The sequence below is a fragment of the Pseudomonas sp. CP4 genome (genome assembly GCF_047758505.1).
In the GTDB taxonomy this organism is placed as follows: Bacteria; Pseudomonadota; Gammaproteobacteria; order Pseudomonadales; family Pseudomonadaceae; genus Aquipseudomonas; species Aquipseudomonas fluorescens_AO.
Map to the genome: position 1 here is coordinate 4,627,104 of NZ_CP180489.1, position 24,257 is coordinate 4,651,360.

The window sequence follows — 24,257 nt, forward strand, 5'->3', positions numbered from 1 at the left end:
GCCTCGCAGTTGCGAGGCCTTTTTTTGCACCCGGCTTTATCGGTTCACACCTTACCTGTGGGAGCGAGCTTGCTCGCGAAGGCGTCGTGTCATACAACATCTTTTCCAACTGACATACCGCTTTCGCGAGCAAGCTCGCTCCCACATTGGATCTCTTTATTACGTGGGATCCGGTTTCGCCAGAAAGGTGTAAACGCACGGCAGCACGAACAATGTAAACAACGTGCCAATCGACATCCCTGTGGCAATCACCAGGCCGATGTCAAAGCGGCTCACCGCTCCCGCGCCCGTCGCCAGAATCAGCGGCACCATGCCGAACACCATCGCCGCCGTGGTCATCAGCACCGGGCGCAAGCGAATTGCTGCCGCTTCCTCCACCGCTTCACGGGCGCTCAGGCCCTTGTCCTTGCGCAACTGGTTGGCGAACTCGACGATCAGGATGCCGTGCTTGCTGATCAGGCCGATCAGCGTCACCAGCCCGACCTGGGTGTAAATGTTCATGCTCGACCAGCCGAGAAACAACGGAATCAGCGCGCCGCAGATCGAAAGCGGCACCGTCACCAGAATCACCAGCGGATCGCGGAAGCTCTCGAACTGCGCGGCCAGCACCAGAAAGATGATCGCCAGCGCCAGGGCAAAAGTTACCCACAACGCGCTGCCTTCCTGCACGTACTGCCGCGAGGCACCGCCGTAGTCGAAGGCAAACCCGGCCGGGGCTTCTTCGCGGGCAATCTGCAGCACGGTGTCGATGGCTTCGCCCATGCTCACCAGCGGGAATCCGGAAATCTTCGCCGCATTGAGTTGCTGGAACTGATTGAGCTGTCGTGGTCGCGCGCGATCACTGACCTTGATCAGCGTCGACAGTGGCAGCAATTCGCCCTGAGTATTTTTCACGTAGTAGTTGTTCAGCCAGTCCGGGTTATCGCGGTAGGCCCGTTCGACCTGGGCGATCACCTTGTAGCTGCGGCCGTCGATGGTGAAGCGGTTGATTTCCGCCTCGCCGAGCAAGGTCGCCAGCGTGCCGCCAAGATCAAGCATCGAAACGCCCATCTGCGCAGCCTTGTCGCGGTCGATATCGACCACCACTTCCGGCTTGTCGAACGCCAGATCGAGATCGACAAAAGCGAATTTGCCCGACTCCATGGCGCGTTTCTCGATGCGCTCGGCGACTTGCAGCAGCAGCTCGTAATCATTGGCCGTATTGATCACGAATTCGAAGGGCAGACCTTCACCGGTACCGGGCAGGGAGGGCAGATTAAAACCGAAGATCTGCAAGCCCGGAATGCTCTCCAGCTTGCTCTGCACCTCGGGGAGGATTTCCATCTGCGTGCGGTCGCGCTCGTTCCATGGTTTGAGCAGGAAGCCGCCTATACCGGCCTGTACGCCGTTGTAGCCGTTGATCTGGAACGATGAGTAGTACTCCGGGAACTCTTTGAAGATGGTGATGAATTCGTCGGTGTAGGTGCTCAGGTAGTCGAGGTTGGTCGGCTGCGGCGCGCTGGCCATCATGAAAATGATGCCCTGATCCTCGTCCGGTGCCAGTTCCGACTTGGTGAACTTGAGAAACACCGGAATCAGGCACAGCACGATCACTGCAAACACCAGCACCACCGGCCGGGTATTGAGCGTGCCGTGCAACATGCTTTGATAACGGCGTTTGAGGCCTTCAAAGACTCGGTCGAGACGATGGGCCAGGCCGCTGGGATTCTCTTCGTGGCGCAGCAGAAACGCGCACATCATCGGCGACAAGGTCAGGGCAACGACGCCGGAAATCACCACCGCCCCGGCCAGGGTCAGCGCAAACTCCTTGAACAACGCCCCGGTCAGCCCGGTGAGAAAACCGATCGGTGCATACACCGCCGCCAAGGTGATGGTCATCGACACCACCGGCATGGCAATTTCCCGCGCGCCTTCCAGCGCGGCTTCGAACGGTGTCTTGCCTTCCTCGATGTGGCGGTGAATGTTCTCCACCACGACAATCGCATCGTCCACGACCAGTCCGATGGCGAGCACCATCGCCAGCAGGGTCAGCAGGTTCATCGAGTAACCCATCATCTGCATGAAGAACATCACGCCGATCATCGACAGCGGAATGGTCACCACCGGGATTACCACCGAACGCAGCGCGCCGAGGAACAGGAACACCACGACGATAACGATCAACACCGCTTCGAACAGGGTTTTCACCACCTCGTCGATCGAGGCCTGGATGAACAGCGTGGCGTCGTAGGCGATTTCGCTTTTCAGGTTCGGCGGCAGTTGCGCTTCCAGCTCGGGCATCAGCTTGCGCACTTCCCTGATCACGTCCAGCGGGTTGGCGCCGGGGGTGGCCTTGACGCCGATGTACACCGATGGCGTGCCGCCGAACGAGCTGATCGAGTTGTAGTTTTCCGCGCCCATTTCCACCCGCGCGACGTCGCGCAGCAGCACGCGGCTGTCACCGTCGACCTTGAGCGGAATCGCCGCGAAGGCCTCGGCGGATTTCAATTCGGTGTTGGCGTTGATGCTGGTGACGGTGTACTCGCCCTTTACTTCGCCAGCGGCGGAGAGGAAGTTGTACTGGCGCACCGCAGCGGTCACGTCGGCGGCGCTGAGGCCGAAGCCGGCGAGTTTCACCGGGTCGAGCCACAGGCGCATGGCGAACACCTGGTTGCCGAGGATCTCCGCTTCGGCCATGCCTGGCAGCGTCGCCAGTTTTGGCTGAATGACCCGCGACAGGTAGTCGGTGATCTGGGGGTTGCTCAGGTCCTTGCTGAAGAAGCTGATGTACATCAGCGCCGAAGCGTCGGCGGATTCCTTGCTCAGCACCGGGTCTTCGGCATCCTGCGGCAGCTTGTTCTTCACCTCGTTGGCCTTGGCCAACAGTTCGGTGAACAAGCGGTCGGTGTTGGCACCGATGCGCGCATAGATGGAAATCACCGAGAAGTTCTGCCGGCTGACCGAGGTCATGTAGTCGATGCCTTCGGCGCTGGCCAGACTCTGCTGCATCGGCTGAGTGATATAGCCCTGAATGGTTTCCGCGTTGGCCCCGGGGTACGCCGTGGTCACCGTGATCAGGGCGTTTTCCATTTGCGGGTACTGGCGCAGCGGCAGCTTGCTCCAGGCCTGGAAGCCCAGCAGCACTATCAGCAGGCTGACCACGGTGGCGAGCACCGGGCGGCGGATGAACGGGTCGGTAAAAGCCATGGGAATTCCTTGATCAGTCGGCGCGAGGCGGACTGTTCTGCTCGCCGAGGGTCTTGTCGTCGCTGATGGCGATGTGGGCACCGTTGTCCAGTTTGATCTGGCCCGCCGTCACCACTTGTTCGCCGCTCTGCACGCCCTTGTTGATCATCACCAGGCCATCGCGGCGCTCACCGGTCTCGACAAAACGACGTTCGGCGATCAGCAGCGGTTGGCCTTTATCATCCTTGGTGACGCTGCCGTCCTCGGCCTTCTTCTGCCCGACCACGTACACCGAGTTGCCGTACAGCGTGTAGGTGATCGCGCTTTCCGGCACCACGATGTGTTTCTGCGGATCGGGCAGCAGCACCTCAAGGCTGGCGAACATCCCCGGCAACAGCTTGCCGTCGGGGTTGGCCAGGGTGGCGCGGACAAGGATGTTGCGCGTGGTGCTTTCGACGATCGGGTTGATCGCGCTGATCTTGCCAGTAAAGTTCTGCCCCGGATACGCGGCGACGGTGAACTGCACGGGCTGGCCGATGGCGAGTTTCGGCACCGCTTGTTCCGGCACGAAGAAGTCGGCGTAGAGGCTGCTCAAGTCTTGCAACGTGGCGATTTTGCTACCGCTGGCGAGGTAGTCGCCGACGTCGACCTGGCGGATGCCGATGGTGCCGCTGAACGGCGCGAGGATGCGCTTTTTCGCCAACGACGCGTTGAGCTGATTGACCGTGGCCTTGTTCTTTTGCAGTACGGCGGAGAGGCGGTCGTACTCGCCTTTGGAGATCGCGCGGCTGTCGACCAGCTGCGCGCCACGGCCGAAATCAAGCTGCGCCAGGCCGAGATCGGCGCGGGCGGTTTCCAGCAGGGCGCTTTCCACGGCGCTGTCGAGTTGCAGCAATGGCTGGCCGGCCTTGACCTTCTGTCCGGATTCGAATTTGAGTTCAGTGACGGTGCCGGCAACTTCCAGACTCAGGTCGACGCCTTGCAGCGTCTTGAGCGAACCGACAGTGGGCAGGCGCATCTGCCATGGCTGTTCGCCGGCGGTGGCTACGGCGACGCTGATGGGTGGTTTCGGTTTGGAAAAGCCCTGGATCATCGAGTAGATCGAAAAGGCTTTGTATCCGCCCAGCACCAGGACGAGCAGCAAAACAACACCCAACATGATCAGCATGCGGCGACGCAGCATAAGTCCAGTTCCTTGGATAAATCATGAGACAGGCGGGCACATTACTCCGAGTCAGGTGGGGATTCCAACTGGCAGTTATTACAGGGTAGAACAGGAGGGCGATCGGAACACCAGTCCTGTGGCGAGGGGATTTATCCTCGTTGGGCTGCGAAGCGGCCCCCTGAATCCTTCAGTCATACCGCAATTGCAGTTTTAAGGGCGGCTGCGCCACCCAACGGGGATAAATCCCCTCGCCACAGGATGGGGGCCATCTCAAAAAAGGGGGGTATCAGGCCATCAAGTGCAGATGGTTGTCCCAGAGCCCCGCCGGCAATTCCAGCGGTTTGGCCAGCAACGGTTCCTGACGGCAATCGTAATAGCGGCAACGGCCCTGACCCGAGGTCACGACAAAGCCATCCTTCACCGCTCCGACGCCAGCGCAATCCGGCAAAGGCGCATCGAGGCGCAGTTCGCCGCTGTCCAGATCCCAGATAAAGAAACGATTGCCGCGCGGCGCCGTCAACGCGACCAGACGCAGATCGCTGTGCACCGCAACACTGGCGGTGTAGTGACCCATCGCCTGCAACTGATCTTCCGCTACCGGGAACGCCACGAACGCTTGCCCGGGGCGCTTGATCGCCAGCAGCTCCGAGCGCTCGTGGGACGGCCCCATGAATTGCTGGCCGGCGACGATGGTGCCGTCACTGGCGATGCCCAGGTGGCGCACGCTGTTCATCTGCTGGGCGAGGGTTTCCTTGCTCAGCAACGTGCCGTCGCGCTGCATCAATACCAGGCTCGGCTCCATGGCGTTGAGGTTCATGTCGACGCGGCTTTCCGCCTCGGTGCGAATCCCGCCGTTGGCCACCACCAGCGTCTCGCCGTCGGGCATCCACGACACCTGATGCGGGCCGAGGCCATGGGTGGAAATCTCGCCCGTGTGCACCAGCCGTTCGCCCTCGAACTTGTACACACCGAGCAGGCCACGGCCGGGATCGCTCGTGTCGTTCTCGGTCGCATACAGGTATTCGCCGTCCTTGTGCACCACGGCATGGCCGTAGAAGTGCCGGTTCGGCTGCGAGGTCACGGTCTGCAGCAGCTTGCCGTCGCGCAGGTCGATCAGGTAACTCTCGGTACCCGGACGCCGTGCAACGAACAACGCCAGCGGCTGCGTGGGGTGGTTGATGATGTCGTGACAACGCTGGCCGACGTGAGTGGCGAATAGCCGCGTACCGTCGAGCCGATAGCCGACGGCGTAATGCTTGCCGTCAGTATCGTCGCGCGCCGACAGCAGCAGCGGGCTCTGATCCTTGCGTTTGAACAGCGTCCAGCCGCCCAGCGACACTGCTCCCAGCAGTGCACTACCTAAAGTCAGAACCTGACGTCGCAGCATGGCACTCGCCCTCATCAGTCACCGTCGTTGGCATTGAAGCCCAGTTGGATGCCCAGCGCCTTGGCCAGTTCGCCTTCATGCAGGCGATGGACGACGTTGAGGCTGTCGTAGATATCGTTGAGTTGCTGGCGACCGGCGTCGTCTTCGAGCATTTCGCCCAGCGAGCGCTGGGTGCTGTCGAACAGTTTGAGCGAAGCGGCATAGGCGGCATCGATCTTGTCCGCCAAGGGTTTCTGCTCGGCCGGCAGCAGACCGCGCAGGCCTTTGTTGTCGACGCCTTCCCAGACGGTTTTCGCCGCCGCGAGGCTGGCTTCCAGCGCCGTCAGCGACGACTGGCTGCGCCATGCATCAGCCTGGAACGGCTGCGGCACGCCTTTGCTCTGACGGCCCATTGGCGTGCCGAGTTTTTTCTTCAGAGTATCCAGTGCCGTCACTTGGACGCGCAGCAGATCGGCGATCGCTTCGTGGGAATCGGCGTAGCGCTGGTTGGGGAACTTGCTCATTTGCGCGAGCATGCCGTCGGTGTTGTTCCAGCCCTGCAGGATTTCCTCGGCCAGTTGCTTCTGGCGTTCGCCGATGGCGATCAGCAGCGGGCAGTATTTGGCTTTTTGCGCATCGTTGGCGACGTCAGGCTTGGCGTCGAAGAGGATGTATTCGTAAGCCGACAGGCCCTGCACCACGACACTGGATTTGGCCAGGGCAGCGGCATCGATCTGCGGCTGGGCGACGACCAGTTGCTCGACCTGACGGCCAACCAGATTTTTCTTGTCCGGCCAGAATTGCACTTGCCACGAACGATTGCCCTCGGCCAGCGGACCGATCAGCAGTGGTTGCAGTTCGGCCCAGGCTTTCTGCGCGTGGAGAAAATCGGCACGGGCGGTTTCCAGGCTTTCCTTGCCCTGGCAGTAGGCGAGGGCGCTGACCGCCAGTTGCCGGTCGGCTTCGACCCAACGGGTGTAGGTCGGCAGGATCACCGATTTGGCGATCGCCGCCGAGGTGACCGCTTGCGGGTCCTGCGGCGAACAGGCGCCGAGGGCGAGCGCGGCAAGGCTGGTGAACAGTAACTTGGGACGGAACATGTCGGGCTCCCGATGTTTTTTCAGTATTTAAAGTGAGTTCAGAAACGCCAGCAACGCAGCGCGCTGCTCGGCATTGAAAGACAAAACCTGTTGCTGCGCCGCCGTCGCTTCGCCGCCATGCCAGAGCACCGCTTCGAGCAGGTTGCGTGCGCGGCCGTCGTGCAAAAACTGCGTGTGGCCACTGACCGCTTGCGTCAGGCCGATCCCCCACAGCGGCGGGGTGCGCCAGTCGCGGCCGGAGGCCTGGAATTCCGTGCGGTTGTCCGCCAGGCCTTCGCCCATGTCATGCAGCAGCAAGTCGCTGTACGGACGAATCACCTGATTGGCCAATTCCGGTTCGGCGGCATCGGCGGCGGTGGTGTATTTCGGTGTGTGGCACGACTGGCATCCAGCCTGGAAAAACAGATTCTTGCCGGCCAGCACCTGTGGTTCGTTGACGCCACGGCGCGCCGGCACTGCCAGGTTGCGGCTGTAGAACAGCACCAGACGCAGAATGTTGTCGCTGACTTCCGGCTCGCCGTCCGGGCCATTGCCGTTCGGCGCCTGTTTGCAGGCGGTTTGCGCCTCGGTGCAATCGTCGAACGGCCGCAGGCTGGTGGTCAGGCCCATGTCACCCGAGAACGCGTGAACATTCTGCTGATTGAGATTCGGTTGCCCGGCTTTCCAGCCGAACCGGCCGATGACGGTTTTCTGCAACTGGTCATCCCAGACACGGTTGGGCCGGCCATTGATGCCGTTGTTCTCTTTCGCCTGGGTGGTAGCGTTGGCGAGGATCGCTTCTTCAGGGATCGCTTCGAGCAAGCCCAAGCCAATCATCGGCGGCGCCACCCGCGCGGAAAACCGCGTGTCCGGGTGCATCGGGCCGTAGCCGAGTTGAGTGATCTGCAGGGTCGGTTTGCGTAACTCGACCTCGGTGCCGTCCTTGAACCGTACCGGCACCGGGGTGTAGTCGACGCGCACCTTGCCTTCCGGGGCGACGCCGGGCACGGCCATGTCCTGGAACTGCCCGCCATACACCGGCTCCGGCACCACGCCGAGCTGTTCGACGATTTTAGCGTAGGGCGGCGCATCGGGAATCGACAGGCGCACCAGCATCGACACCGCATTGCTCGCATCAGCTGCCGGCGGATGACCGCGACCGTCCTTGATGTGGCAGTTCTGGCAGGCGTTGGTATTGAACAACGGTCCGAGGCCGTCGCGCGCCGTGGTGGTCGAGGGCGCGATCACCCACGGGCTGCGAAAGAAGCTGTTGCCGACACTGAAATCCACGCGCCGCGAGGGCGGCAGGTTGGCCGATGGCAGGGAGAAGGCGTTCTGATCGCTCTTGCGCACAGTCGCCGCACCGCCCGAACGCGCTTCACCCGGCTCGGCCTTGGTGAAACGCGGGGCGTCATCGCAGGCACTCAGGCTCAGGGCCAGCAACAGTGCGGACAAGCGAAGCGGCAACGACGGCATCAGACATCCTGCAAACGGGCGAAAACAAAGGCGCAAAGTCTAACAGGGCGGGGGAGTTTGAATAAGAGGAATTATCGTTTGCTTGATTTGCGGCAGAGTTTCACTTGAGACCGTGCCGCCCCTATCGCTGGCAAGCCAGCTCCCACAGGTTTTTGCAGTGTTTGCAAAATCTGTGTACGCCACCGTTCCCTGTGGGAGCTGGCTTGCCAGCGATGGGGCCACCAGCATTAATACAAAAGGCAGAGATGAAAAAGGCGACCCGAGGGTCGCCTTTTTTGCAGCACACGCGGTGATCAGAACTCGTGATCGGCGTTGTCCGGGTTCAGGTCGCTGATGCCCAGTTTGCCCGCAGCGGCTTCGATCGAACCGGTCTGTTTGACCAGCGCGGCGATGGCGTCGCGAACCACCTGGTTGCCAGCGGTGTTGCCGGCGGCGATCAGTTGATCGTAGTGCTCACCCTTGTTGGCGTGATCGACCATGACCTGAATCTTCGCTTCGGTCGCGGCCAGATCGGCTTTCAGCGCGGTGTCGGCAGCCGGGTCGGCCTTGGCTACCAGCGACGACAGGCTGGCGCCGGTCAGCTTGGTGCCGTCAACACGGGTGTACTCGCCCAGGTAAACGTTACGCACGCCTTTGGCGTCGTAGAAGTGCGAGTAGTGGGTGTTGTCGCTGAAGCAATCCTGCTCGTCTTCAGGGGAGTTGGCCTCCAGGGAAACCTTCATGCGCTCGCCGGCCAGTTCACCCAGGGACAGGCTGCCCATGCCGAAGAGCATTTTACGCAGGCCGGTTTCGCCTGGCTCGGCTTCCAGGGTAGCGCGGTAGTTGTCGGCCACGTTCGGCTTCCAGTTGCCGACCATTTCTTCCAGATCGCTGACCAGCAGTTGAGTCACGGCTTTCAGGTAGGCACGACGACGCTCGTTGTGACCGCCGGTGGCGCCGGCGCCTTCCAGGTAGTCCGAGGCCGGACGGTTGCCAGCGCCCGGGCCGGTGCCGTTCAGATCCTGGCCCCAGAGCAGGAATTCGATCGCGTGGTAGCCGGTGGCGACGTTGGCCTCGGAACCGCCCAGCTCGTTGAGGCTGGCAAGTTTTTCCGGGGTGATCTCTTTCACGTCGACCTTGTCTTCGCCGACCTGCACTTCGGTGTTGGCGATGATGTTGGCGGTGGCGCCCGGGTTACCCAGTGCGTGCTCGTAGGATTTGTCGACGTAGTCAATCAGGCCTTCGTCCAGCGGCCAGGCGTTAACCTGACCTTCCCAGTCATCAATGATGGTGTTGCCAAAGCGGAACACTTCGCTCTGCAGGTATGGCACGCGTGCGGCGACCCAGGCAGCCTTGGCGGCTTTCAGGGTGTCGGCGTTCGGCTTGGCGAGGAACGCGTCGACGGCGGTTTGCAGGGTTTTCGCGGTGGATTCGGCATCGCTGTAAACGGCGAAGACCATGTCCGCATAGTGCGCGACCACAGCCTTGGCGGCGGCATCGTCAACTTTACCGGCAGCAGGCGCAGGTGCAGCGGCAGGCGCCGGGGCTGGAGCAGCGCTGCTGGACGCCGGAGTCATCTCGGAGGCTTTTTCTTTGTCCTTGCCTTCGCCGCAACCGGCGAGGGAAATAGCGATGGCCAGCAGACTGGCGGTAGCCAGAGGCATACGAATCATGGCGAACATCCTGCTTCGGTAGTTGAGTGGACTGGCGCCGGGGGCGCGCAAAACTGCGACATAATGCAAATCTTTCGCATTATGTGTAAAGGCGTGGCTGGAAATATTTCTTATTTGCGCGTCAGGATCCAAAGATCGCAGCCTCGTTTCACTGTAGGAGCTGACGAGTGCAACGAGGCTGCGATGTTTTGATCTTTGAGGCTGCGATGTTTTGAGCTTATAAAATAGCCGCGTTACTGCGCTGCGCCTGCTTGAGGTAAATCCCCAGCTCCCGCGCCGGCAGCGGTTTGCTGTAGTGGTAGCCCTGACCTTCGTGGCAACCCTCGGAAATGATGTAGGTTTCCTGCTCGGCGGTTTCCACGCCCTCGGCAATCACCTGCATGCCCAGGCTTTTGCCCAGTTGAATGATCGCGCGAACGATGGTCGCGTCGTCATCGTCATCGAGCAGGTCCTGAACGAAGCTCTTGTCGATCTTGATCTTGTCCAGCGGCAGGCTTTTCAGATAACTGAGGGATGAATAGCCGGTGCCGAAGTCGTCGATCGCAATCAGCGCACCGGAGCGGCGCAGGCTGAGCAGATGCTGGGCGGCGGTGGTGATGTCTTCCATCAGGCCGGTTTCGGTGACTTCCAGTTCCAGACTGCGCGGCGGCAAGCGGTACATCTGCAGCAGATTGTTGACCACCCGTGGCAGCTCGGCGTGGTGCAGTTGCACGGTGGACAGATTGACCGCCATGCGCAGATCGACGAAACCCTGATCGTGCCACTCGCGCAATTGCTTGCAGGCCTGATCGAGCACCCACTCACCGATGGCGATGATCGTGCCGTTCTGTTCGGCCAGCGGAATGAACAGGTCCGGCGGCACCAGACCGTGTTCCGGATGTTGCCAGCGAATCAGCGCTTCGACGCCGACCACGCGGTGATCGCGATAGCTGATCTGTGGTTGGTAGACCAGGTAGAACTGGTCGCGGATCAGCGCGTCACGCAGGTCTTTTTCCAGCTCGCGACGACGGCGCATCTCGCTGTCGACGCTGGCGATGTAGAACTGATAGCGATTGCGCGAGCGGGTCTTGGCCAGGGTCATGGTCTGCTCGGCTTTCTGCAACAGCTTCTCGGTACTGTCGCCGTCCTCCGGAAACAGGGTGATGCCGATGGTCGCGCGCAGGCGGATTTCCTGATCGTCGAGGGCGAAGGGCGCCTCCAGATCATCAAGAATGCTCTGCGCCAGTTCCGCGGCTTCGTAAGGCTGTTCAATGTCGGCCTGCACCAGGGCGAACTGGTCGCCGCCCAAGCGGGCGAGGGCGCCGAGGCGGCCGCTGTGGGCACGTAAACGATCGGCCAGGGCCAGCAGCAGTTGATCGCCGGTCTGGTAGCTGAATTGTTCGTTGATGCCTTTGAAATCATCCAGGCCGACGCACAACACGGCGACGCGGCGCTGCAACTTGCCTGCATCGACAAGAATCTTGTCCAGTTGCTGCTGCAATTGCTGGCGGTTCGGCAGCCCGGTGAGGAAGTCGTACTGCGCCATGCGCAGCAGGCTGTTTTCCGCTTCGTGGCGCAGATGGGTATTGCGTTCGATGGACTCGAGCAACTGGTTGGCGGTGTTGATCCACAGGCCCAGTTCGTTTTTTTCGTGGCCCTTGATCTGCGGGATCTTGTGCTCGCTGGGACGATCCGGATTGATCTCGGTGAGGTGCTCGATGATTCGCGACAGCGGCTTGGTCAGCAACCAGTGATAGACCAGATACAGCACCAGCCCCAACGCCAGCGCGCGCAGCACGCCGGAGATGAAAATGATCACCGAGCTGACGATGAAACCTTCGCCATAAGTGGCGGTGTCGAGGGTGATGCTCAGGTCGCCGTAGTATTCGCTGTAGGGCCCGCGACCGACCAGTTGCGTGGTGAAGGTGCGTTCCTGACCGAGAATCAGATCGGTCAGCCAACGGCTGTTGGAGTGCTGCAACTCGCGGGATTTCTGCGCCAGCATCGCTTCGTTGGGGTGGCCAATGGAGGCCTGGCGCACGGCGTCGTCCTGGAACAGCCCTTCGATCACCTGCATGCCCATTTCCCGATCCAGACTGTAGACAGCCTGGGTCGACGGATCGCGGAACATGTCGAGGATGCGCTCGGCATCGCCGGCAACCGCCTGACGGGTCTTGTAGGCATCGAAGACAATCTGCGCGCAGCTCAAGACTACGCCTACGATCAATGCCGACAGGAGCACGACCCGGAGCAACTTCACCGACAAGCTGTTCTTGAGTTCCAGCTTCAAAGAGGTATTCCTTGTTCCGTGCGGATAGCGTCAAGTTGCCATGAGTATTGGCAATCCCGGGTTGGCCGTCAAAGGGACAATCAGGCACGGGAAAATTCGCCGGTATCCTGGCCGCCATGTGGTCATTTGAGTAATAGCTCTGAATTACTGTGTCGGTTGCAGTCGCCCGCAACTTGAGCACCGGGTCAAAGATTTTTTCCTGTCTCTGATGGTAGTCGGCTGCAGGCCGGCGGCAAACGGCGCGAAGCTGCTTTTGCCGTGCGACAAACGCCATGCGCCGGGCATAAAAAAACCCGGCCGAAGCCGGGTTTCTGGACTGACGTGCAGCTTAAGCAGTGAAGGTCTTGCCTTCGAACTGCTCGGCCACGAACTTCCAGTTGACCAGGTTCCAGAACGCTTCAACGTACTTCGGACGCAGGTTGCGGTAGTCGATGTAGTAAGCGTGTTCCCAGACGTCGCAGGTCAGCAGCGGGGTGTCGCCGCTGGTCAGCGGGTTGCCGGCGCCGATGGTGCTGGCCAGGGCCAGGGAACCGTCAGCCTTTTTCACCAGCCAGCCCCAGCCGGAACCGAAGGTGCCGATCGAGGTTTTGCTGAACTCTTCCTTGAACTTGTCGAACGAACCGAACGCTGCGTTGATGGCATCTGCCAGTGCGCCGGTTGGCTGACCGCCGGCGTTTGGCGCCAGGCAGTTCCAGTAGAAGGTGTGGTTCCAGACCTGAGCGGCGTTGTTGAAGATGCCGCCCGAAGAAGTCTTGACGATTTCTTCCAGGGTCTTGCCTTCAAACTCGGTGCCTGGCACCAGGTTGTTCAGGTTCACGACGTAGGTGTTGTGGTGCTTGTCGTGGTGGAACTCCAGGGTTTCCTTGGAGATGTGCGGCTGCAGGGCATCGTGTGCGTAAGGCAGCGGCGGCAATTCGAAAGCCATGATGATTCTCCTAATCAGGTCTGTTGCGGTGAGCGCAAGGCCGATCACGGGCGGCCGGAAATGCACCGGCGAGTTTTTACTCTTTGCGGCGCAGGGTTCGGATCATAGCACCGGGGTCGCGCCTTAACCACGCAACAACTGTGTGGGATAGAGGTTCCAGAGCCTTTGGCAATTAATCACCCGGCGATGATCAGTTGTGCGGCGACCGCAAACATCATCAACGCCACGACCAGATCGAGAATGCGCCAGGTACTCGGGCGGGCCAGCCACGGCGCCAGCCACGCGGCGCCGAGGGCCAGGGTGAAAAACCACAGCAGCGAGGCACTCGCCGCGCCGACTACATAAGCGCCTGGCACTGATTGCTGCGCGCCCAGCGAGCCGATCAGCAAGACCGTATCGAGATAAACGTGGGGGTTGAGCAAGGTCACCGCCAGAGCGCTGAGCATCACTGCGCGCAGCGAGCGCACGGTCTGGTTCTCGCCTTGTTCAAGGCTCTGCTTCGAACAGGCCCGGCGCAGCGCCTGGCTGCCGTACCAGATCAGAAACGTCGCGCCGCCCCAACGGGCGATCGCCAACAGGGTCGGGTTCTGCGCCAGAATCGTCGCCAGGCCGAACACTCCGGCCGCGACCAGAATCGCGTCACACACCACGCACAATGCCGCCACCGGCAAATGGTGTTCACGGCGCAGGCTCTGGGCCAATACAAAAGCGTTCTGCGTGCCGATCGCCATGATCAGGCCGAACGCCACCAGCAGGCCGTTTACATAGCTTTGCCACATGGGAGATGTCCTTGAAAGAGAGTGCTTGCTGGCTATTCTCCGGTGTAAGGCTGTATAAGAAAAACCAATAGTGCTGATCGCCCATTAGGAAAACTGATGTTCGACTATAAATTGCTTTCCGCGCTGGCTGCTGTGGTCGAACAGGCCGGATTTGATCGCGCTGCACAGGCCCTTGGTCTGTCGCAGTCGGCGATCTCCCAACGCATCAAATTGCTCGAGGCGCGGGTCGGCCAACCCGTGCTGGTGCGTGAGACACCTCCAGCGCCGACGGAAATCGGCCGACGTTTGCTCAACCATGTGCAGCAGGTGCGTTTGCTCGAGCGCGACTTGCAGTCGGCGGTGCCAGCGCTGGATGAAGAAGGCCTGCCTGATCGCCTGCGCATCGCCCTTAACGCCGATAGCCTCGCCACGTGGTGGGCCGAGGCCGTCGGCGATTTCTGCGCCGAGCAGCATTTGTTGCTCGACCTGATCGTCGAAGACCAGACCGTCGGCCTCAAGCGCATGCGTGCCGGTGAAGTGGCCGCGTGCCTGTGCGCCAGCGAGCGCCCGGTGGCTGGCGCACGCAGCGTATTGCTCGGCGCCATGCGCTATCGCGCCTTGGCCAGCCCCGCATTCATCGCTCGGCATTTTCCCGATGGCGTGCGCGCCGAACAGTTGCCGCGCACCCCGGCGTTGGTGTTCGGCCCGGACGATTTCCTCCAGCATCGCTACCTGGCGCTGTTGGGCGTCGACGGCGCGTTTGAACATCACTTATGTCCGTCTTCTGAAGGCTTCATTCGCCTGACCGAAGCCGGCCTCGGCTGGGGCCTGGTGCCGGAACTGCAGGTGCGCGAGCAGTTGCAACGCGGCGAGCTGCGCGAATTGCTGCCAGATAAACCGATCGACGTGCCGCTGTACTGGCATCATTGGCGCAATGGCGGCCAGTTGCTCAATCTACTGACCGAACAACTGCTGCGCTCCTCAAAGCAATGGCTAGTGGCTTAGAGGCAGCTGCGAGCGTCAAGCTGCAAGCGGCAAGCAAGGCGTTTGCGCACCGTTTTTACTTGCAGCTGATGGCCTGTAGCTTGCAGCTGTATTCGTGGAGTTTTTGATGAAGATTTTGGTTACCGGCGCCAGCGGCTTTATTGGCGGGCGCTTTGCGCGTTTCGCTCTGGAGCAGGGCCTTGAAGTGCGGGTCAACGGTCGCCGGGCCGAGAGTGTCGAGCATCTGGTGCGCCGCGGTGCCGAGTTTGTGCCGGGCGATCTGACCGACGCCGATCTGGTGCACGATCTGTGCCGCGACGTCGAAGCGGTGGTGCATTGTGCTGGTGCGGTCGGCGTGTGGGGGCGTTATCAGGACTTTCATCAGGGCAACGTCGAAGTCACCGAAAACGTCGTCGAAGCCTGCCTCAAGCAGCGGGTGCGGCGGCTGGTGCATCTGTCGTCGCCGTCGATCTATTTCGATGGCCGCGACCATCTCGGTCTGACCGAAGAGCAAGTGCCCAAACGCTTCAAGCATCCCTACGCCGCGACCAAGTATCTGGCCGAGCAAAAGGTCTTCGGCGCTCAGGAATTCGGTCTGGAAACCATCGCCCTGCGCCCGCGTTTCGTCACCGGTGCCGGCGACATGAGCATCTTCCCGCGCCTGTTGAAGATGCAGCGCAAGGGTCGTCTGGCGATCATCGGCAACGGCTTGAACAAAGTCGATTTCACCAGCGTGCAGAACCTCAACGAAGCCTTGCTCAGCAGCCTGTTGGCACAAGGTTCGGCGCTGGGCAAGGCCTACAACATCAGCAACGGTGCGCCGGTGCCGTTGTGGGACGTGGTCAACTACGTGATGCGCCGGATGGACGTCGATCAGGTGCGTAGATACCGATCGTACGGTCTGGCCTACAGCGTCGCGGCGCTCAACGAGGGCGCGTGCAAGCTCTGGCCCGGACGTCCGGAGCCGACCCTGTCGCGCCTGGGCATGCAGGTCATGAAAAAAAATTTCACCCTCGACATCAGCCGCGCCCGGCATTATCTCGACTACGATCCGCAAGTCAGCGTGTGGGCTGCCCTCGATGAGTTCTGTGCGTGGTGGAAAGCTCAGGACATCCGTTGAAACGATTCGGCCGGGCGGCAATGAACCGCCTTGCGGGTTGAGGGTCAATGCCTGCGGCTGCGGCGGTTATACTTCGCAGCATTTAGCCATCACCGCGTTTGCCAAAGGTTGCCTCAATGTCCATGCGAAACGATGCCCACGACGACGATTTCGACAACGTGCCAAGCCTGCGCGCCGATCCGTTCGATGACGATGACATCGCGCCCAGCCCCCGCACCTCTGTGCATTCGCGCACGGCGCCAGTGGTCAAGGTCAAGGCCGCCAGCACCGGGCCGCTGTGGGCACTGGTTGGCGCGTTGTTTTTCGCCTTCATCGGTCTGGCCTGGTGGAGCTTCCAGCAGATTTCGTTGATGGAGCAGCAACTGGTCGCTACCCAGGAAAGCTTCGCGCGGATCAGCGAAGAAGCGGCGGGGCGTCTGCAGGATATTTCCGGCAAAGTTGTCGCCAGTCAGAGCAACGTCAGCAGCGACAGCGAAGCGCTGAAGCTGCAGATCAAACAACTCGAAGGCAAGCTGCTCGACCAGAGCAAGCAGCAGCAAGGCGTGGCCGGGCAGGCCAGCGAGCTGGACAAGCGGCTGGCGCAGATGACCGCGCAGACCACCGAACAACAGAACGCCAATACCCAATTGCAGGCGCAGGTCAAAGCCCTGAGTGCTGAACTGGCGACAATCAAAAGCACGCCGGCCGATACCAGCAAGGTCGATGCCCAGTTGAAAGCTTTCGATGCCCAGTTCAAAAGCCTCGGCGCCGATATCGCCGCGCTGAAGAAGCAGGGCAACCCGAGCGCGGCGATCGATCGTCTGGAGCAGGACATCGTCGTGCTGAAAAGTCAGCAGGACAACCGCCCGGCAGCGCCACAGGGTGGCGGCAATACTGCCGAGTTCGATGCGTTTCGCGCGCAGATGACCCGCAACCTCAATACCTTGCAGGCGCAGATCCAGAACCTGCAGCAACAGATCAATTCCCGCCCGTAGGCGCTGACCGAGGCTGGCGAGCATTGCTTGTCAGCCTCACGGCGCAATGTTCAGAAACGCTCTGAATATCTCTACATGACCGCAAGCCGTCTACGCTCTTGAAACACCAAAAAGAACGAGGGATGCGCTATGGGGTTTTTGCATAAAGTGGCCTGGCTCGGCCTGATCCTGTTGGCCGGCTTCGGCCAGGCCAGCGCCGCCAGCGCCGCCAAGGATGACAGCCAGGCCGCCATTGCCCTGCTGGAAAAAGCCTTGGCCTATTACCACGACAATGGCGACAAGGCGTTTGCCGCCTTCAGCCGCCAGGGTGAGTTCGTCGACAAGGATCGCTACGTGTTTGTCCTCGACACCAAAGGCGTCATGCTTGCCAGTGGCGGGCCGTCATCGGCGCTGATCGGCCGTGATGTCAGCGAGGTGCTCGGCCCGGATCTGCAGAAGGCGTTCAAGGATGCGCTGAAAGTGCCGGAAGGCAACGGCATCCAGCAGGCCGAATACCGCTGGCAGAACTGGGCCGACGGCAAGGTCGAGCGCAAGCATGTGTTCTATCAGCGTGTCGGCCAGCGCATTCTTGCCGTGGGTTACTACCTGCCACGGGCCTCGGCGGAGCAGGCCAAGGCCTTGCTCGACAAAGCCGCGACGGATCTGACCAAGGACGAGAAGGGCACGTTGGTAGCGATCAACTCGCTCAAGGGTGGATATCTGCAGGATGACCTGTATGTATTTGTGGTCGATCTGAACAATCAGCGGTATGTCGCCCACGGCACCAACCTGCGCTTGATCAACACTGATTTCGGCAAGGTCAAGGACCCGGAAGGCAAACCGGTGGGCGAGCCGATTCTGGCGCTGATCGGCAAGCAGGATGAAGGCGAATATGAATACCGCTGGAAAAACCCGGTGACCGGCAAGATCGAAGACAAGCATGCGTACCTGAAAAAGGTCGGGCATTTCCTCGTCGCGGTGGGTTACTACAGCCCTTGAGCGCGCGACGATCGTTCCCACGCTCCGCGTGGGAATGCAGCCCGGGACGCTCTGCGTCCCATCCAAGGCCGAACGCAGAGCGTCCGTTGAGGCATTCCCACGCAGAGCGTGGGAACGATCAGCGCAAAAGGCTTATTTCGCGCCGTGCTCCCGTCCGCGCAGCAGGTTGTTCGGCATGGCAATCGCCGCTGCCAGCCCCAGCAGCGATACCGCTGTGCTGACCCAGAGCAAATGGCGGAAGGTCACCAGCAGCTCCGCGCGCAAGGCGTTCTGCGCTTCACCGGGTGCTGCGTTCAGGCCATCGAGCAGGACGTTGCCCGAATGCCCCTCGCTGATCAGCGAGTTGCTCGCCAAGTGGGCGAAACTGGAATCGTGCAACAACGCCAGCAACAGCGCCGACATCAACGCCACGCCCACCGCGCCGCCCAGTGAGCGGAACAGATTCGTGGTGCTGGTGGCGACGCCGATGTCGCGTTGTTCCACCGAGTTTTGCGTGCCGACCAGCGAGGTCGGGAACTGCATGCCGCCAGCGATGCCGCTGAGCAACATGAACAAACCGCTGAGCAGCGTCGCTTGTGGTGGACTGAAGGCCATGCCGAGAATCGAAATCGGCATCAGGATCGCGCCGGTGAGAATCTGCGGTTTGTAGCGTCCGGTGATCGAGGTGCGACGGCCGGCGAAATAGGCGCCGATCGGCAAGCCCATGGCCAGAGGCAGCAAGTGCAACGCGGCGCTGTCGGCGCCCGCGCCGGTGACGCTTTGGAAGCGCAGCGGCATCAACACGATCAGCGAGATGGCCTGGAAACTGGTGAAGAAAATCGTGCACCAGCACAGCAGGGCATTGCGGTTGGCGAACAGGTGCATCGGCAACAATGGCTCGCGTGCCCGGCGCTCGTGCCAGACAAACAGCGCCAATACCACCACGGCGCAGGCGAACAGGCCAAGTACTTCGCTGCTGCGCCATGAATGGCCCTGGCCGACTGCAGTGATGCCGAGCAGCAACGCCGTGAGGCCGATGATCATCAGCACCGTGCCAAGGTAATCGATCACCGGTTTGCGCTGCGGAATCGGCAAGCCGCGCAGGTTGCGCCGTGCCACCCACCAGGCGCCAAGCCCCAGCGGCAGGTTGATCAGAAACACCCAGCGCCACGACAGGTATTCGGTCATGTAGCCGCCAACCACCGGGCCGGCGACGCTGGCCACCGCGTACATGCTGCTGAAGTAACCCTGATAGCGCCCGCGTTCACGTGGCGGGACGATGTCGCCGATGATCGCCTGGCTCACCGAGATCATGCCGCCGGCGCCGATGCCCTGAAGGATCCGTGCCAGCACCAGTTGTTCCATGCTTTGCGCCATCCCGCAGAACAGCGAGGCGAGGGTGAACAGGCCCATGCCGAACAGCATCAGTTTGCGTCGCCCGTACAGGTCGCCGAGCTTGCCGTAGATCGGCACCGCCACGGTCATCGCCACCATGTAACCGGAAATCACCCAGGCCAGCAGGCTGACATCCTTGAATTGCGCGGAGATCGCCGGCATCGACACGGCGACGATGGTCTGGTCCAGTGCACCGAGGAAGATCGCCATCATCAAGGCGACCAGCACGCTGCGAATGGCCGGTTTGGGCGTTTCAGGCTGATTGAGAGTGGTCACGGAAAACCTGCGGGCAGTGATGGACCCGCGCGGCCATCGCGCGCGGGTGGATGCTCGCAGTGTAAGTCGGTAGGAAGCTATTCGATAGCCTCGTACGGAAGCCCGACGTAATTTTCTGCAATGGTTTTTTGCCCGGCTTGCGAGCTGACGAAGTAGTCCAGTTCCGAGGCGCTGATGCGTTGGCTGAACTCATCGTGCTCGTCAAAGCGATGCAGCATCGACGTCATCCACCAGGAAAACCGTTCGGCTTTCCACACCCGGCGCAGGCAGATCTCCGAGTATTTTTCCAGCAGATCGGTGCGATCTTCGCGATAGACCTTGAGCAGGATATTGAATAGCGTGCTGACATCGCTGGCGGCCAGATTCAAGCCTTTGGCGCCAGTGGGCGGGACGATATGGGCGGCGTCGCCGACGAGAAACATGCGCCCGTACTGCATCGGCTCGACGACAAAACTGCGCAGCGGCGCGATGCTTTTTTCGATCGATGGGCCGGTCACCAGTTTTTCCGCTAGAGCAATCGGCAGGCGTTTTTTCAGCTCATCCCAGAAACGCTGGTCGCTCCAGTCATCGACGTTTTCATCCGCCGGCACTTGCAGGTAATAGCGAGTGCGCGTGGCCGAACGCATGCTGCACAAGGCGAAGCCGCGCTCGTGGCGGGCGTAGACCAGTTCGTCGTGGACCGGCGGCGTGTCGGCGAGAATGCCCAGCCAGCCGAACGGGTAGACCCGCTCGAAGATCTTCAGGCAATCGGCAGGAATCGACTGCCGGGCAACGCCATGGAAGCCATCGCAACCGGCGATGTAATCGCAATCGACGCGCCAGCTTTCACCGTCCTTTTCGAAGGTGACAAACGCTTCGTCGCTTTTCACGCCGTGGGGAAGGACATTGCTCGCTTGATAAATTGTTGGCGCGCCGGCCTCCCGACGAGCGGCCATCAGGTCGCGGGTGACTTCGGTCTGGCCGTAGACCATTACGGTTTTGCCGCCGGTCAGTGCGTGCAGGTCGATGTGCACCTGACGCCCATCCAGCGCCAGATCGAAGCCGCCATGAACTAGGCCTTCGGCGTCCATTCGCTGGCCGACGCCGGCCTGACGCAGCAGCTCTACCATGCCTTGTTCAAGCACGCCGGCGCGGATACGCCCGAGAATATAATCGGGCGTCTGGCGTTCGAGGATAAGCGTGTCGATGCCAGCGTTGTGCAGCAACTGGCCGAGGAGCAGTCCGGAAGGACCGGCGCCGATAATGGCGACTTGGGTTTTCAGGGTTTTCATTGTTTTTATGACTCGCAAGCTTCACGCAGCAATCGCCGTGAATGATTTTATGGATCGAGTGCTTGCATTTTTCCCTTGCGGGTCTGTCAATTGAAGGTGAAAACTGAGCCGATACCTGTACATTCTGCCAATCGGTGCGATTATCGCCCATAAACCCGAGGCCTGGATTGAAGTATGAACAAGCCTGCCCTGCCTTCGATTCCGGTGTTCAAGCTCTACGGTGAAAGCCTGGACTGGCCGACCCCGGACTTGCTGCACTGTGAAACCATTTCCTCGCGCAGTCGCGAACACCAATGGGAAATCAAACCTCACCGCCACGCGGATCTGTGCCAGCTGCTGTTCGTTTTCAAAGGTCAGGCAGAGCTTGAAATCGAAGGCCAGCGCACGCAGCTCGAGACCCCGGCGATTCAGGTGCTGCCACCGTTGTCGGTGCATGGCTTTCGATTTTCCGAGGATGTTGAAGGCTTCATCGTTACCCTGGCCACGCCACTGATCAATCATTTGCAGGCGCAGCTGGGCGGCTCGGTACACGCCTTGGCCCGCGCGGAAAACTACCCGGCCGGCAAGGATGGCGATTATCTGAACAGCCTGTTTTCAGCGTTGCAGGCCGAGTACAACGGCCATCAACCGGCGCGGGAAATGCTCATGCATTCGCTGGTCAGTGTGATCATGGTCTGGGTCAGCCGCCAGGCAATCGTCCGCCACAAGGCCAGCCAACGGCCGCAACGCCAGCGCGAATACCTCAACGGTTTCATTCAATTGGTGGAAGAGACTTACCGCCAGCACGTCAAGGTCGAGGACCTCGCCCATCGACTGGGCATCTCCGTGTCGCACCTCAACGGCACCTGCCGTGAACTGGCCGGACAACCGGCGTTGCAGATCATGCACGAGCGCCAATTGCTGGAAGCCAAGCGGCTGCTGACCTACACCAGCATGACGATTTATGAGATGTCGGAATTGTTGGGATTTTCCGATCCGACCAACTTCACGCGCCTGTTCCGTCGCCGCGTGGGAATTTCGCCAAAGGCATTCCGCGACCGCTTGAAGGCCGAGCAACAACCTTAAAAGCACCACCCAACACCTGTGGGGGCGAGCTTGCTCGCGAAGGCGGAGTGTCATCCAACAAACAGGCTGACTGACCCACCGCTTTCGCGAGCAAGCTCGCTCCCACAGGGTTGCATTCCAGCGCAGGTCTATCAGCGCAATGCGTTCAGCGTGGCATTGTGCGGAATACACCGCTCGTAGTTGCAGCTCGCATACTCGCGCGGAAGCTGGCGCAACTGCTCGACCCGCCAGGCAGCGGTGCCGTACAGCGCCAGCGTCGCGGCGCAGGTGATGAAAATGGCGGCGTATCTTTTTGTTTTGATGTTCATGGCGTGCGACCTCTGAACGTCTACCTTGCGGTATTACTTTGAGCATAGGTCAGGCAGGCGCAGCTGCAAGCTTTAAGCGGCAAGCGGCAAGCGGCAAGCTGTCACGACGCGGTCAGCTTGGCGCTTGTGGCTTGAAGCTCGCAGCTTCATCCCACGCGGGATTTTCGGGAAAGCGCTGCACCAGAAAGTCGAGCATGCTGCGCAGTGCCGCGGGCATGTGTTTGCGTGAGGCGTACACCGCGTAGATATTCATCTGGCGCGGTTCTGCGTGTGGCAGCAAACGCAGCAGTTCGCCGTTGTGAATATGCACGCCAGCCTGGTAGGTCGGCAGCATCGCCACGCCCGCGCCCGCCAGGGTTGCGCGCAGGAGCGTGCTGGCCTCGTTGGCGCTGATATTGCCCTGTACCGGCACCGATACCGGTTCGCCATCCTCCTCGAAATGCCACAGGCTCTTGCCGAAATAGGAATGGGTCAGGCAGTTGTGTCGGCTCAAATCCTCAACCGTCTGCGGCGCCGGATGCTCAAGCAGATAAGCCGGCGCTGCGCAGACCACCGAGCGACACACGGTCAGGCGTCGGGCGATCAGATTCGGATCTAGATCGTTGCTGGTGCGAATCGCCAGATCGATGCGTTCATCGACCAGATTCACCGTGCGGTCGAGCATCTGCAGATCGATACTCACGCCTGGGTAAAGCTTGACGTATGCCGCGACCGCATCGGCCAGTTGCGCCTGGCCAAACGAGGTGCTGACACTGATCCGCAGCAGTCCGCGCGGCGCGTCATGGGGTTCGCTGACGGCGGCCTGCATGTCCTGCGACAGCTCGATCATTTGCCGACAACGCGGGAGGATTTCACTGCCGGCGGCGGTCAGGCTCAGTTTGCGCGTGGTGCGGTGCATCAGCCGCGCGCCGACCCAGTCTTCCAGCTCCGCCAGATAGCGCGACACCACCGGCCGCGACAGGTCGAGGTGATCGGCCGCTGCCGACTGACTGCCCAAATCGACCACCGTGACAAATACCCGCATTGCTTGAAGCCGATCCATGATTTGCCCGCTTTCAGAAACAAACTATGTCCAAGCATCGCATTTTTTGTACTGAGTCTGGCAACTAAGCTCTGTTGCATCGCCAGACTGGCATTCGAAACTCGGAGCAACAAATGATCGGCTTCACCCCTTTCAAACGCGTTCTGCTCGCCGCAACATTTTTCGGCTTTGCCGCCCATGCATCCGCTGCCGAGCTGAGCCTCGATGTCTACAATCCGGGCACTCAGGCGATTTTCCCGGTCAGCTCGGTGCTGGTCAGCGGTGAGAAAGAAGCGATTCTGGTCGACGCGCAATTCGGCAAATCCCAGGCCGAGCAGGTGGTGGAGAAGATCCGCGCCAGCGGCAAGCAGTTGACCACCATCTACATCAGCCACGGCGACCCGGATTACTATTTTGGCCTCGACACCCTGACCCAAGCATTCCCGCAGGCGAAAGTGCTGGCTTCGCAGCCGACCGTCGATCACATCAAGCACACCGTCGACGGCAAACTGGCCTATTGGGGGCCGAAAATGGGCGCCGACGTTCCGGCGAAAACCATTGTCCCTGAAGTGCTCAAGGGCGACAGCCTGACCCTCGAAGGCAAGCAGTTGCGGGTGCTCGGCCTCGATGGCAAGCAGCCGGATCGCAGCTTCGTATGGATCCCGTCGCTCAAAGCAGTGGTCGGTGGCGTAGTGGTTGCCGAGAACATTCATGTGTGGATGGCCGACACCCAGACCGCGCAATCCCACGCCGATTGGCTGCACACTCTGCACACCATCGAAAGCCTGAAACCGCAAACCGTGGTGCCCGGCCATTACCTGGGCGACAGCAGCCGCTCGCTGGCCAGCGTGAAATTCACCGCTGATTACATCAAGGCCTTCGATGCCGAAACCGCCAAGGCCAAAGACTCCGATGCACTGATCGCGGCGATGAAAAAGCGCTACCCGCAACTCGGCGAAGAAAGTTCGCTGGAGCTCAGCGCAAAAGTCGCCAAGGGCGAGATGAAGTGGTAAGCCGAACCTGAACACGCA

19 protein-coding genes are annotated in these 24,257 nt (G+C 60.9%); 6 read left to right on the forward strand and 13 right to left on the reverse strand.

What is annotated here, in order from left to right:
* Positions 1–159 precede the first annotated feature (159 nt).
* From ACMYUN_RS20870 to ACMYUN_RS20910, 9 genes are all read right to left on the reverse strand, one after another.
* Positions 160–3,186, reverse strand: coding sequence for a multidrug efflux RND transporter permease subunit (locus ACMYUN_RS20870; RefSeq protein ID WP_415761644.1), 3,027 nt, complete (start codon positions 3,184–3,186; stop codon positions 160–162).
* Between the two features lie 13 nt (positions 3,187–3,199).
* Positions 3,200–4,348, reverse strand: a complete 1,149-nt coding sequence (locus ACMYUN_RS20875; RefSeq protein ID WP_415761646.1) for an efflux RND transporter periplasmic adaptor subunit — start codon at positions 4,346–4,348, stop codon at positions 3,200–3,202.
* Between the two features lie 268 nt (positions 4,349–4,616).
* The gene (locus ACMYUN_RS20880) at positions 4,617–5,717 is read right to left on the reverse strand and encodes a DUF1513 domain-containing protein (RefSeq protein ID WP_039758304.1); all 1,101 of its coding nucleotides are present in this window, start codon (positions 5,715–5,717) and stop codon (positions 4,617–4,619) included.
* Positions 5,718–5,731: 14 nt separating this feature from the next.
* Complete coding sequence (locus ACMYUN_RS20885; protein WP_024014143.1) at positions 5,732–6,796, reverse strand: imelysin family protein; 1,065 nt, start codon at positions 6,794–6,796, stop codon at positions 5,732–5,734.
* Between the two features lie 27 nt (positions 6,797–6,823).
* Positions 6,824–8,251 (reverse strand): di-heme oxidoredictase family protein, encoded by a 1,428-nt coding sequence (locus ACMYUN_RS20890; RefSeq protein WP_415761648.1) that lies wholly within the window; start codon positions 8,249–8,251, stop codon positions 6,824–6,826.
* A gap of 293 nt (positions 8,252–8,544) precedes the next feature.
* Positions 8,545–9,903: an imelysin family protein gene (locus ACMYUN_RS20895; protein WP_116659279.1), complete on the reverse strand. Its 1,359-nt coding sequence runs from the start codon at positions 9,901–9,903 to the stop codon at positions 8,545–8,547.
* A 217-nt stretch (positions 9,904–10,120) separates the two neighbouring features.
* Entirely contained in the window at positions 10,121–12,172 is a 2,052-nt protein-coding gene (locus tag ACMYUN_RS20900) for a putative bifunctional diguanylate cyclase/phosphodiesterase (protein ID WP_016773430.1), read from the reverse strand.
* Positions 12,173–12,500: 328 nt separating this feature from the next.
* Positions 12,501–13,097, reverse strand: a complete 597-nt coding sequence (locus tag ACMYUN_RS20905) for a superoxide dismutase (RefSeq protein WP_016773431.1) — start codon at positions 13,095–13,097, stop codon at positions 12,501–12,503.
* A gap of 176 nt (positions 13,098–13,273) precedes the next feature.
* A complete protein-coding gene (locus ACMYUN_RS20910; RefSeq protein ID WP_016773432.1) occupies positions 13,274–13,876 on the reverse strand; it encodes a LysE/ArgO family amino acid transporter in 603 nt (200 codons plus the stop codon).
* A gap of 96 nt (positions 13,877–13,972) precedes the next feature.
* On the opposite strand from ACMYUN_RS20910, the gene ACMYUN_RS20915 reads away from it, so the two are divergent.
* The 4 genes from ACMYUN_RS20915 (at position 13,973) to ACMYUN_RS20930 (ending at position 17,911) form a co-directional block, all read left to right on the forward strand.
* Positions 13,973–14,860, forward strand: coding sequence for a LysR family transcriptional regulator ArgP (locus ACMYUN_RS20915; protein WP_415761650.1), 888 nt, complete (start codon positions 13,973–13,975; stop codon positions 14,858–14,860).
* A gap of 106 nt (positions 14,861–14,966) precedes the next feature.
* Positions 14,967–15,959: an NAD-dependent epimerase/dehydratase family protein gene (locus ACMYUN_RS20920; RefSeq protein ID WP_415761652.1), complete on the forward strand. Its 993-nt coding sequence runs from the start codon at positions 14,967–14,969 to the stop codon at positions 15,957–15,959.
* A 116-nt stretch (positions 15,960–16,075) separates the two neighbouring features.
* The gene (locus ACMYUN_RS20925; RefSeq protein ID WP_415761654.1) at positions 16,076–16,933 is read left to right on the forward strand and encodes an ATPase; all 858 of its coding nucleotides are present in this window, start codon (positions 16,076–16,078) and stop codon (positions 16,931–16,933) included.
* 129 nt (positions 16,934–17,062) lie between these two features.
* Positions 17,063–17,911 (forward strand): cache domain-containing protein, encoded by an 849-nt coding sequence (locus ACMYUN_RS20930; protein WP_415761655.1) that lies wholly within the window; start codon positions 17,063–17,065, stop codon positions 17,909–17,911.
* 132 nt (positions 17,912–18,043) lie between these two features.
* Here ACMYUN_RS20930 and ACMYUN_RS20935 read toward each other — a convergent pair whose 3' ends face one another.
* Together ACMYUN_RS20935 and pobA are read right to left on the reverse strand one after the other, a co-directional pair.
* Positions 18,044–19,561, reverse strand: a complete 1,518-nt coding sequence (locus ACMYUN_RS20935; protein ID WP_415761656.1) for an MDR family MFS transporter — start codon at positions 19,559–19,561, stop codon at positions 18,044–18,046.
* 77 nt (positions 19,562–19,638) lie between these two features.
* Positions 19,639–20,832, reverse strand: coding sequence for a 4-hydroxybenzoate 3-monooxygenase (gene pobA, locus ACMYUN_RS20940; RefSeq protein ID WP_415761657.1), 1,194 nt, complete (start codon positions 20,830–20,832; stop codon positions 19,639–19,641).
* A 174-nt stretch (positions 20,833–21,006) separates the two neighbouring features.
* Here pobA and ACMYUN_RS20945 point away from each other — a divergent pair, with 174 nt between their 5' ends.
* Positions 21,007–21,897, forward strand: a complete 891-nt coding sequence (locus ACMYUN_RS20945; protein ID WP_415761658.1) for a helix-turn-helix domain-containing protein — start codon at positions 21,007–21,009, stop codon at positions 21,895–21,897.
* Positions 21,898–22,028: 131 nt separating this feature from the next.
* Here ACMYUN_RS20945 and ACMYUN_RS20950 read toward each other — a convergent pair whose 3' ends face one another.
* Positions 22,029–22,205 (reverse strand): hypothetical protein, encoded by a 177-nt coding sequence (locus ACMYUN_RS20950; RefSeq protein ID WP_016773438.1) that lies wholly within the window; start codon positions 22,203–22,205, stop codon positions 22,029–22,031.
* A 112-nt stretch (positions 22,206–22,317) separates the two neighbouring features.
* The gene (locus ACMYUN_RS20955) at positions 22,318–23,247 is read right to left on the reverse strand and encodes a LysR family transcriptional regulator (RefSeq protein ID WP_415761659.1); all 930 of its coding nucleotides are present in this window, start codon (positions 23,245–23,247) and stop codon (positions 22,318–22,320) included.
* Between the two features lie 113 nt (positions 23,248–23,360).
* Here ACMYUN_RS20955 and ACMYUN_RS20960 point away from each other — a divergent pair, with 113 nt between their 5' ends.
* On the forward strand, positions 23,361–24,239 hold the full coding sequence (locus ACMYUN_RS20960; protein WP_415761660.1) for an MBL fold metallo-hydrolase: 879 nt from the start codon (positions 23,361–23,363) through the stop codon (positions 24,237–24,239).
* The last annotated feature ends 18 nt before the right edge of the window (positions 24,240–24,257 follow it).

Coding starts and splice junctions, on each gene's coding strand:
- ACMYUN_RS20925 (WP_415761654.1), top strand. CDS start 16,076: ATGTCCATGCGAAACGATGCCCACGACGACGATTTCGACAACGTGCCA.
- ACMYUN_RS20885 (WP_024014143.1), bottom strand. CDS start 6,796: ATGTTCCGTCCCAAGTTACTGTTCACCAGCCTTGCCGCGCTCGCCCTC.
- ACMYUN_RS20875 (WP_415761646.1), bottom strand. CDS start 4,348: ATGCTGCGTCGCCGCATGCTGATCATGTTGGGTGTTGTTTTGCTGCTC.
- ACMYUN_RS20955 (WP_415761659.1), bottom strand. CDS start 23,247: ATGGATCGGCTTCAAGCAATGCGGGTATTTGTCACGGTGGTCGATTTG.
- ACMYUN_RS20950 (WP_016773438.1), bottom strand. CDS start 22,205: ATGAACATCAAAACAAAAAGATACGCCGCCATTTTCATCACCTGCGCC.
- ACMYUN_RS20960 (WP_415761660.1), top strand. CDS start 23,361: ATGATCGGCTTCACCCCTTTCAAACGCGTTCTGCTCGCCGCAACATTT.
- ACMYUN_RS20895 (WP_116659279.1), bottom strand. CDS start 9,903: ATGATTCGTATGCCTCTGGCTACCGCCAGTCTGCTGGCCATCGCTATT.
- ACMYUN_RS20930 (WP_415761655.1), top strand. CDS start 17,063: ATGGGGTTTTTGCATAAAGTGGCCTGGCTCGGCCTGATCCTGTTGGCC.
- ACMYUN_RS20870 (WP_415761644.1), bottom strand. CDS start 3,186: ATGGCTTTTACCGACCCGTTCATCCGCCGCCCGGTGCTCGCCACCGTG.
- ACMYUN_RS20880 (WP_039758304.1), bottom strand. CDS start 5,717: ATGCTGCGACGTCAGGTTCTGACTTTAGGTAGTGCACTGCTGGGAGCA.
- pobA (WP_415761657.1), bottom strand. CDS start 20,832: ATGAAAACCCTGAAAACCCAAGTCGCCATTATCGGCGCCGGTCCTTCC.
- ACMYUN_RS20945 (WP_415761658.1), top strand. CDS start 21,007: ATGAACAAGCCTGCCCTGCCTTCGATTCCGGTGTTCAAGCTCTACGGT.
- ACMYUN_RS20890 (WP_415761648.1), bottom strand. CDS start 8,251: ATGCCGTCGTTGCCGCTTCGCTTGTCCGCACTGTTGCTGGCCCTGAGC.
- ACMYUN_RS20910 (WP_016773432.1), bottom strand. CDS start 13,876: ATGTGGCAAAGCTATGTAAACGGCCTGCTGGTGGCGTTCGGCCTGATC.
- ACMYUN_RS20920 (WP_415761652.1), top strand. CDS start 14,967: ATGAAGATTTTGGTTACCGGCGCCAGCGGCTTTATTGGCGGGCGCTTT.
- ACMYUN_RS20915 (WP_415761650.1), top strand. CDS start 13,973: ATGTTCGACTATAAATTGCTTTCCGCGCTGGCTGCTGTGGTCGAACAG.
- ACMYUN_RS20905 (WP_016773431.1), bottom strand. CDS start 13,097: ATGGCTTTCGAATTGCCGCCGCTGCCTTACGCACACGATGCCCTGCAG.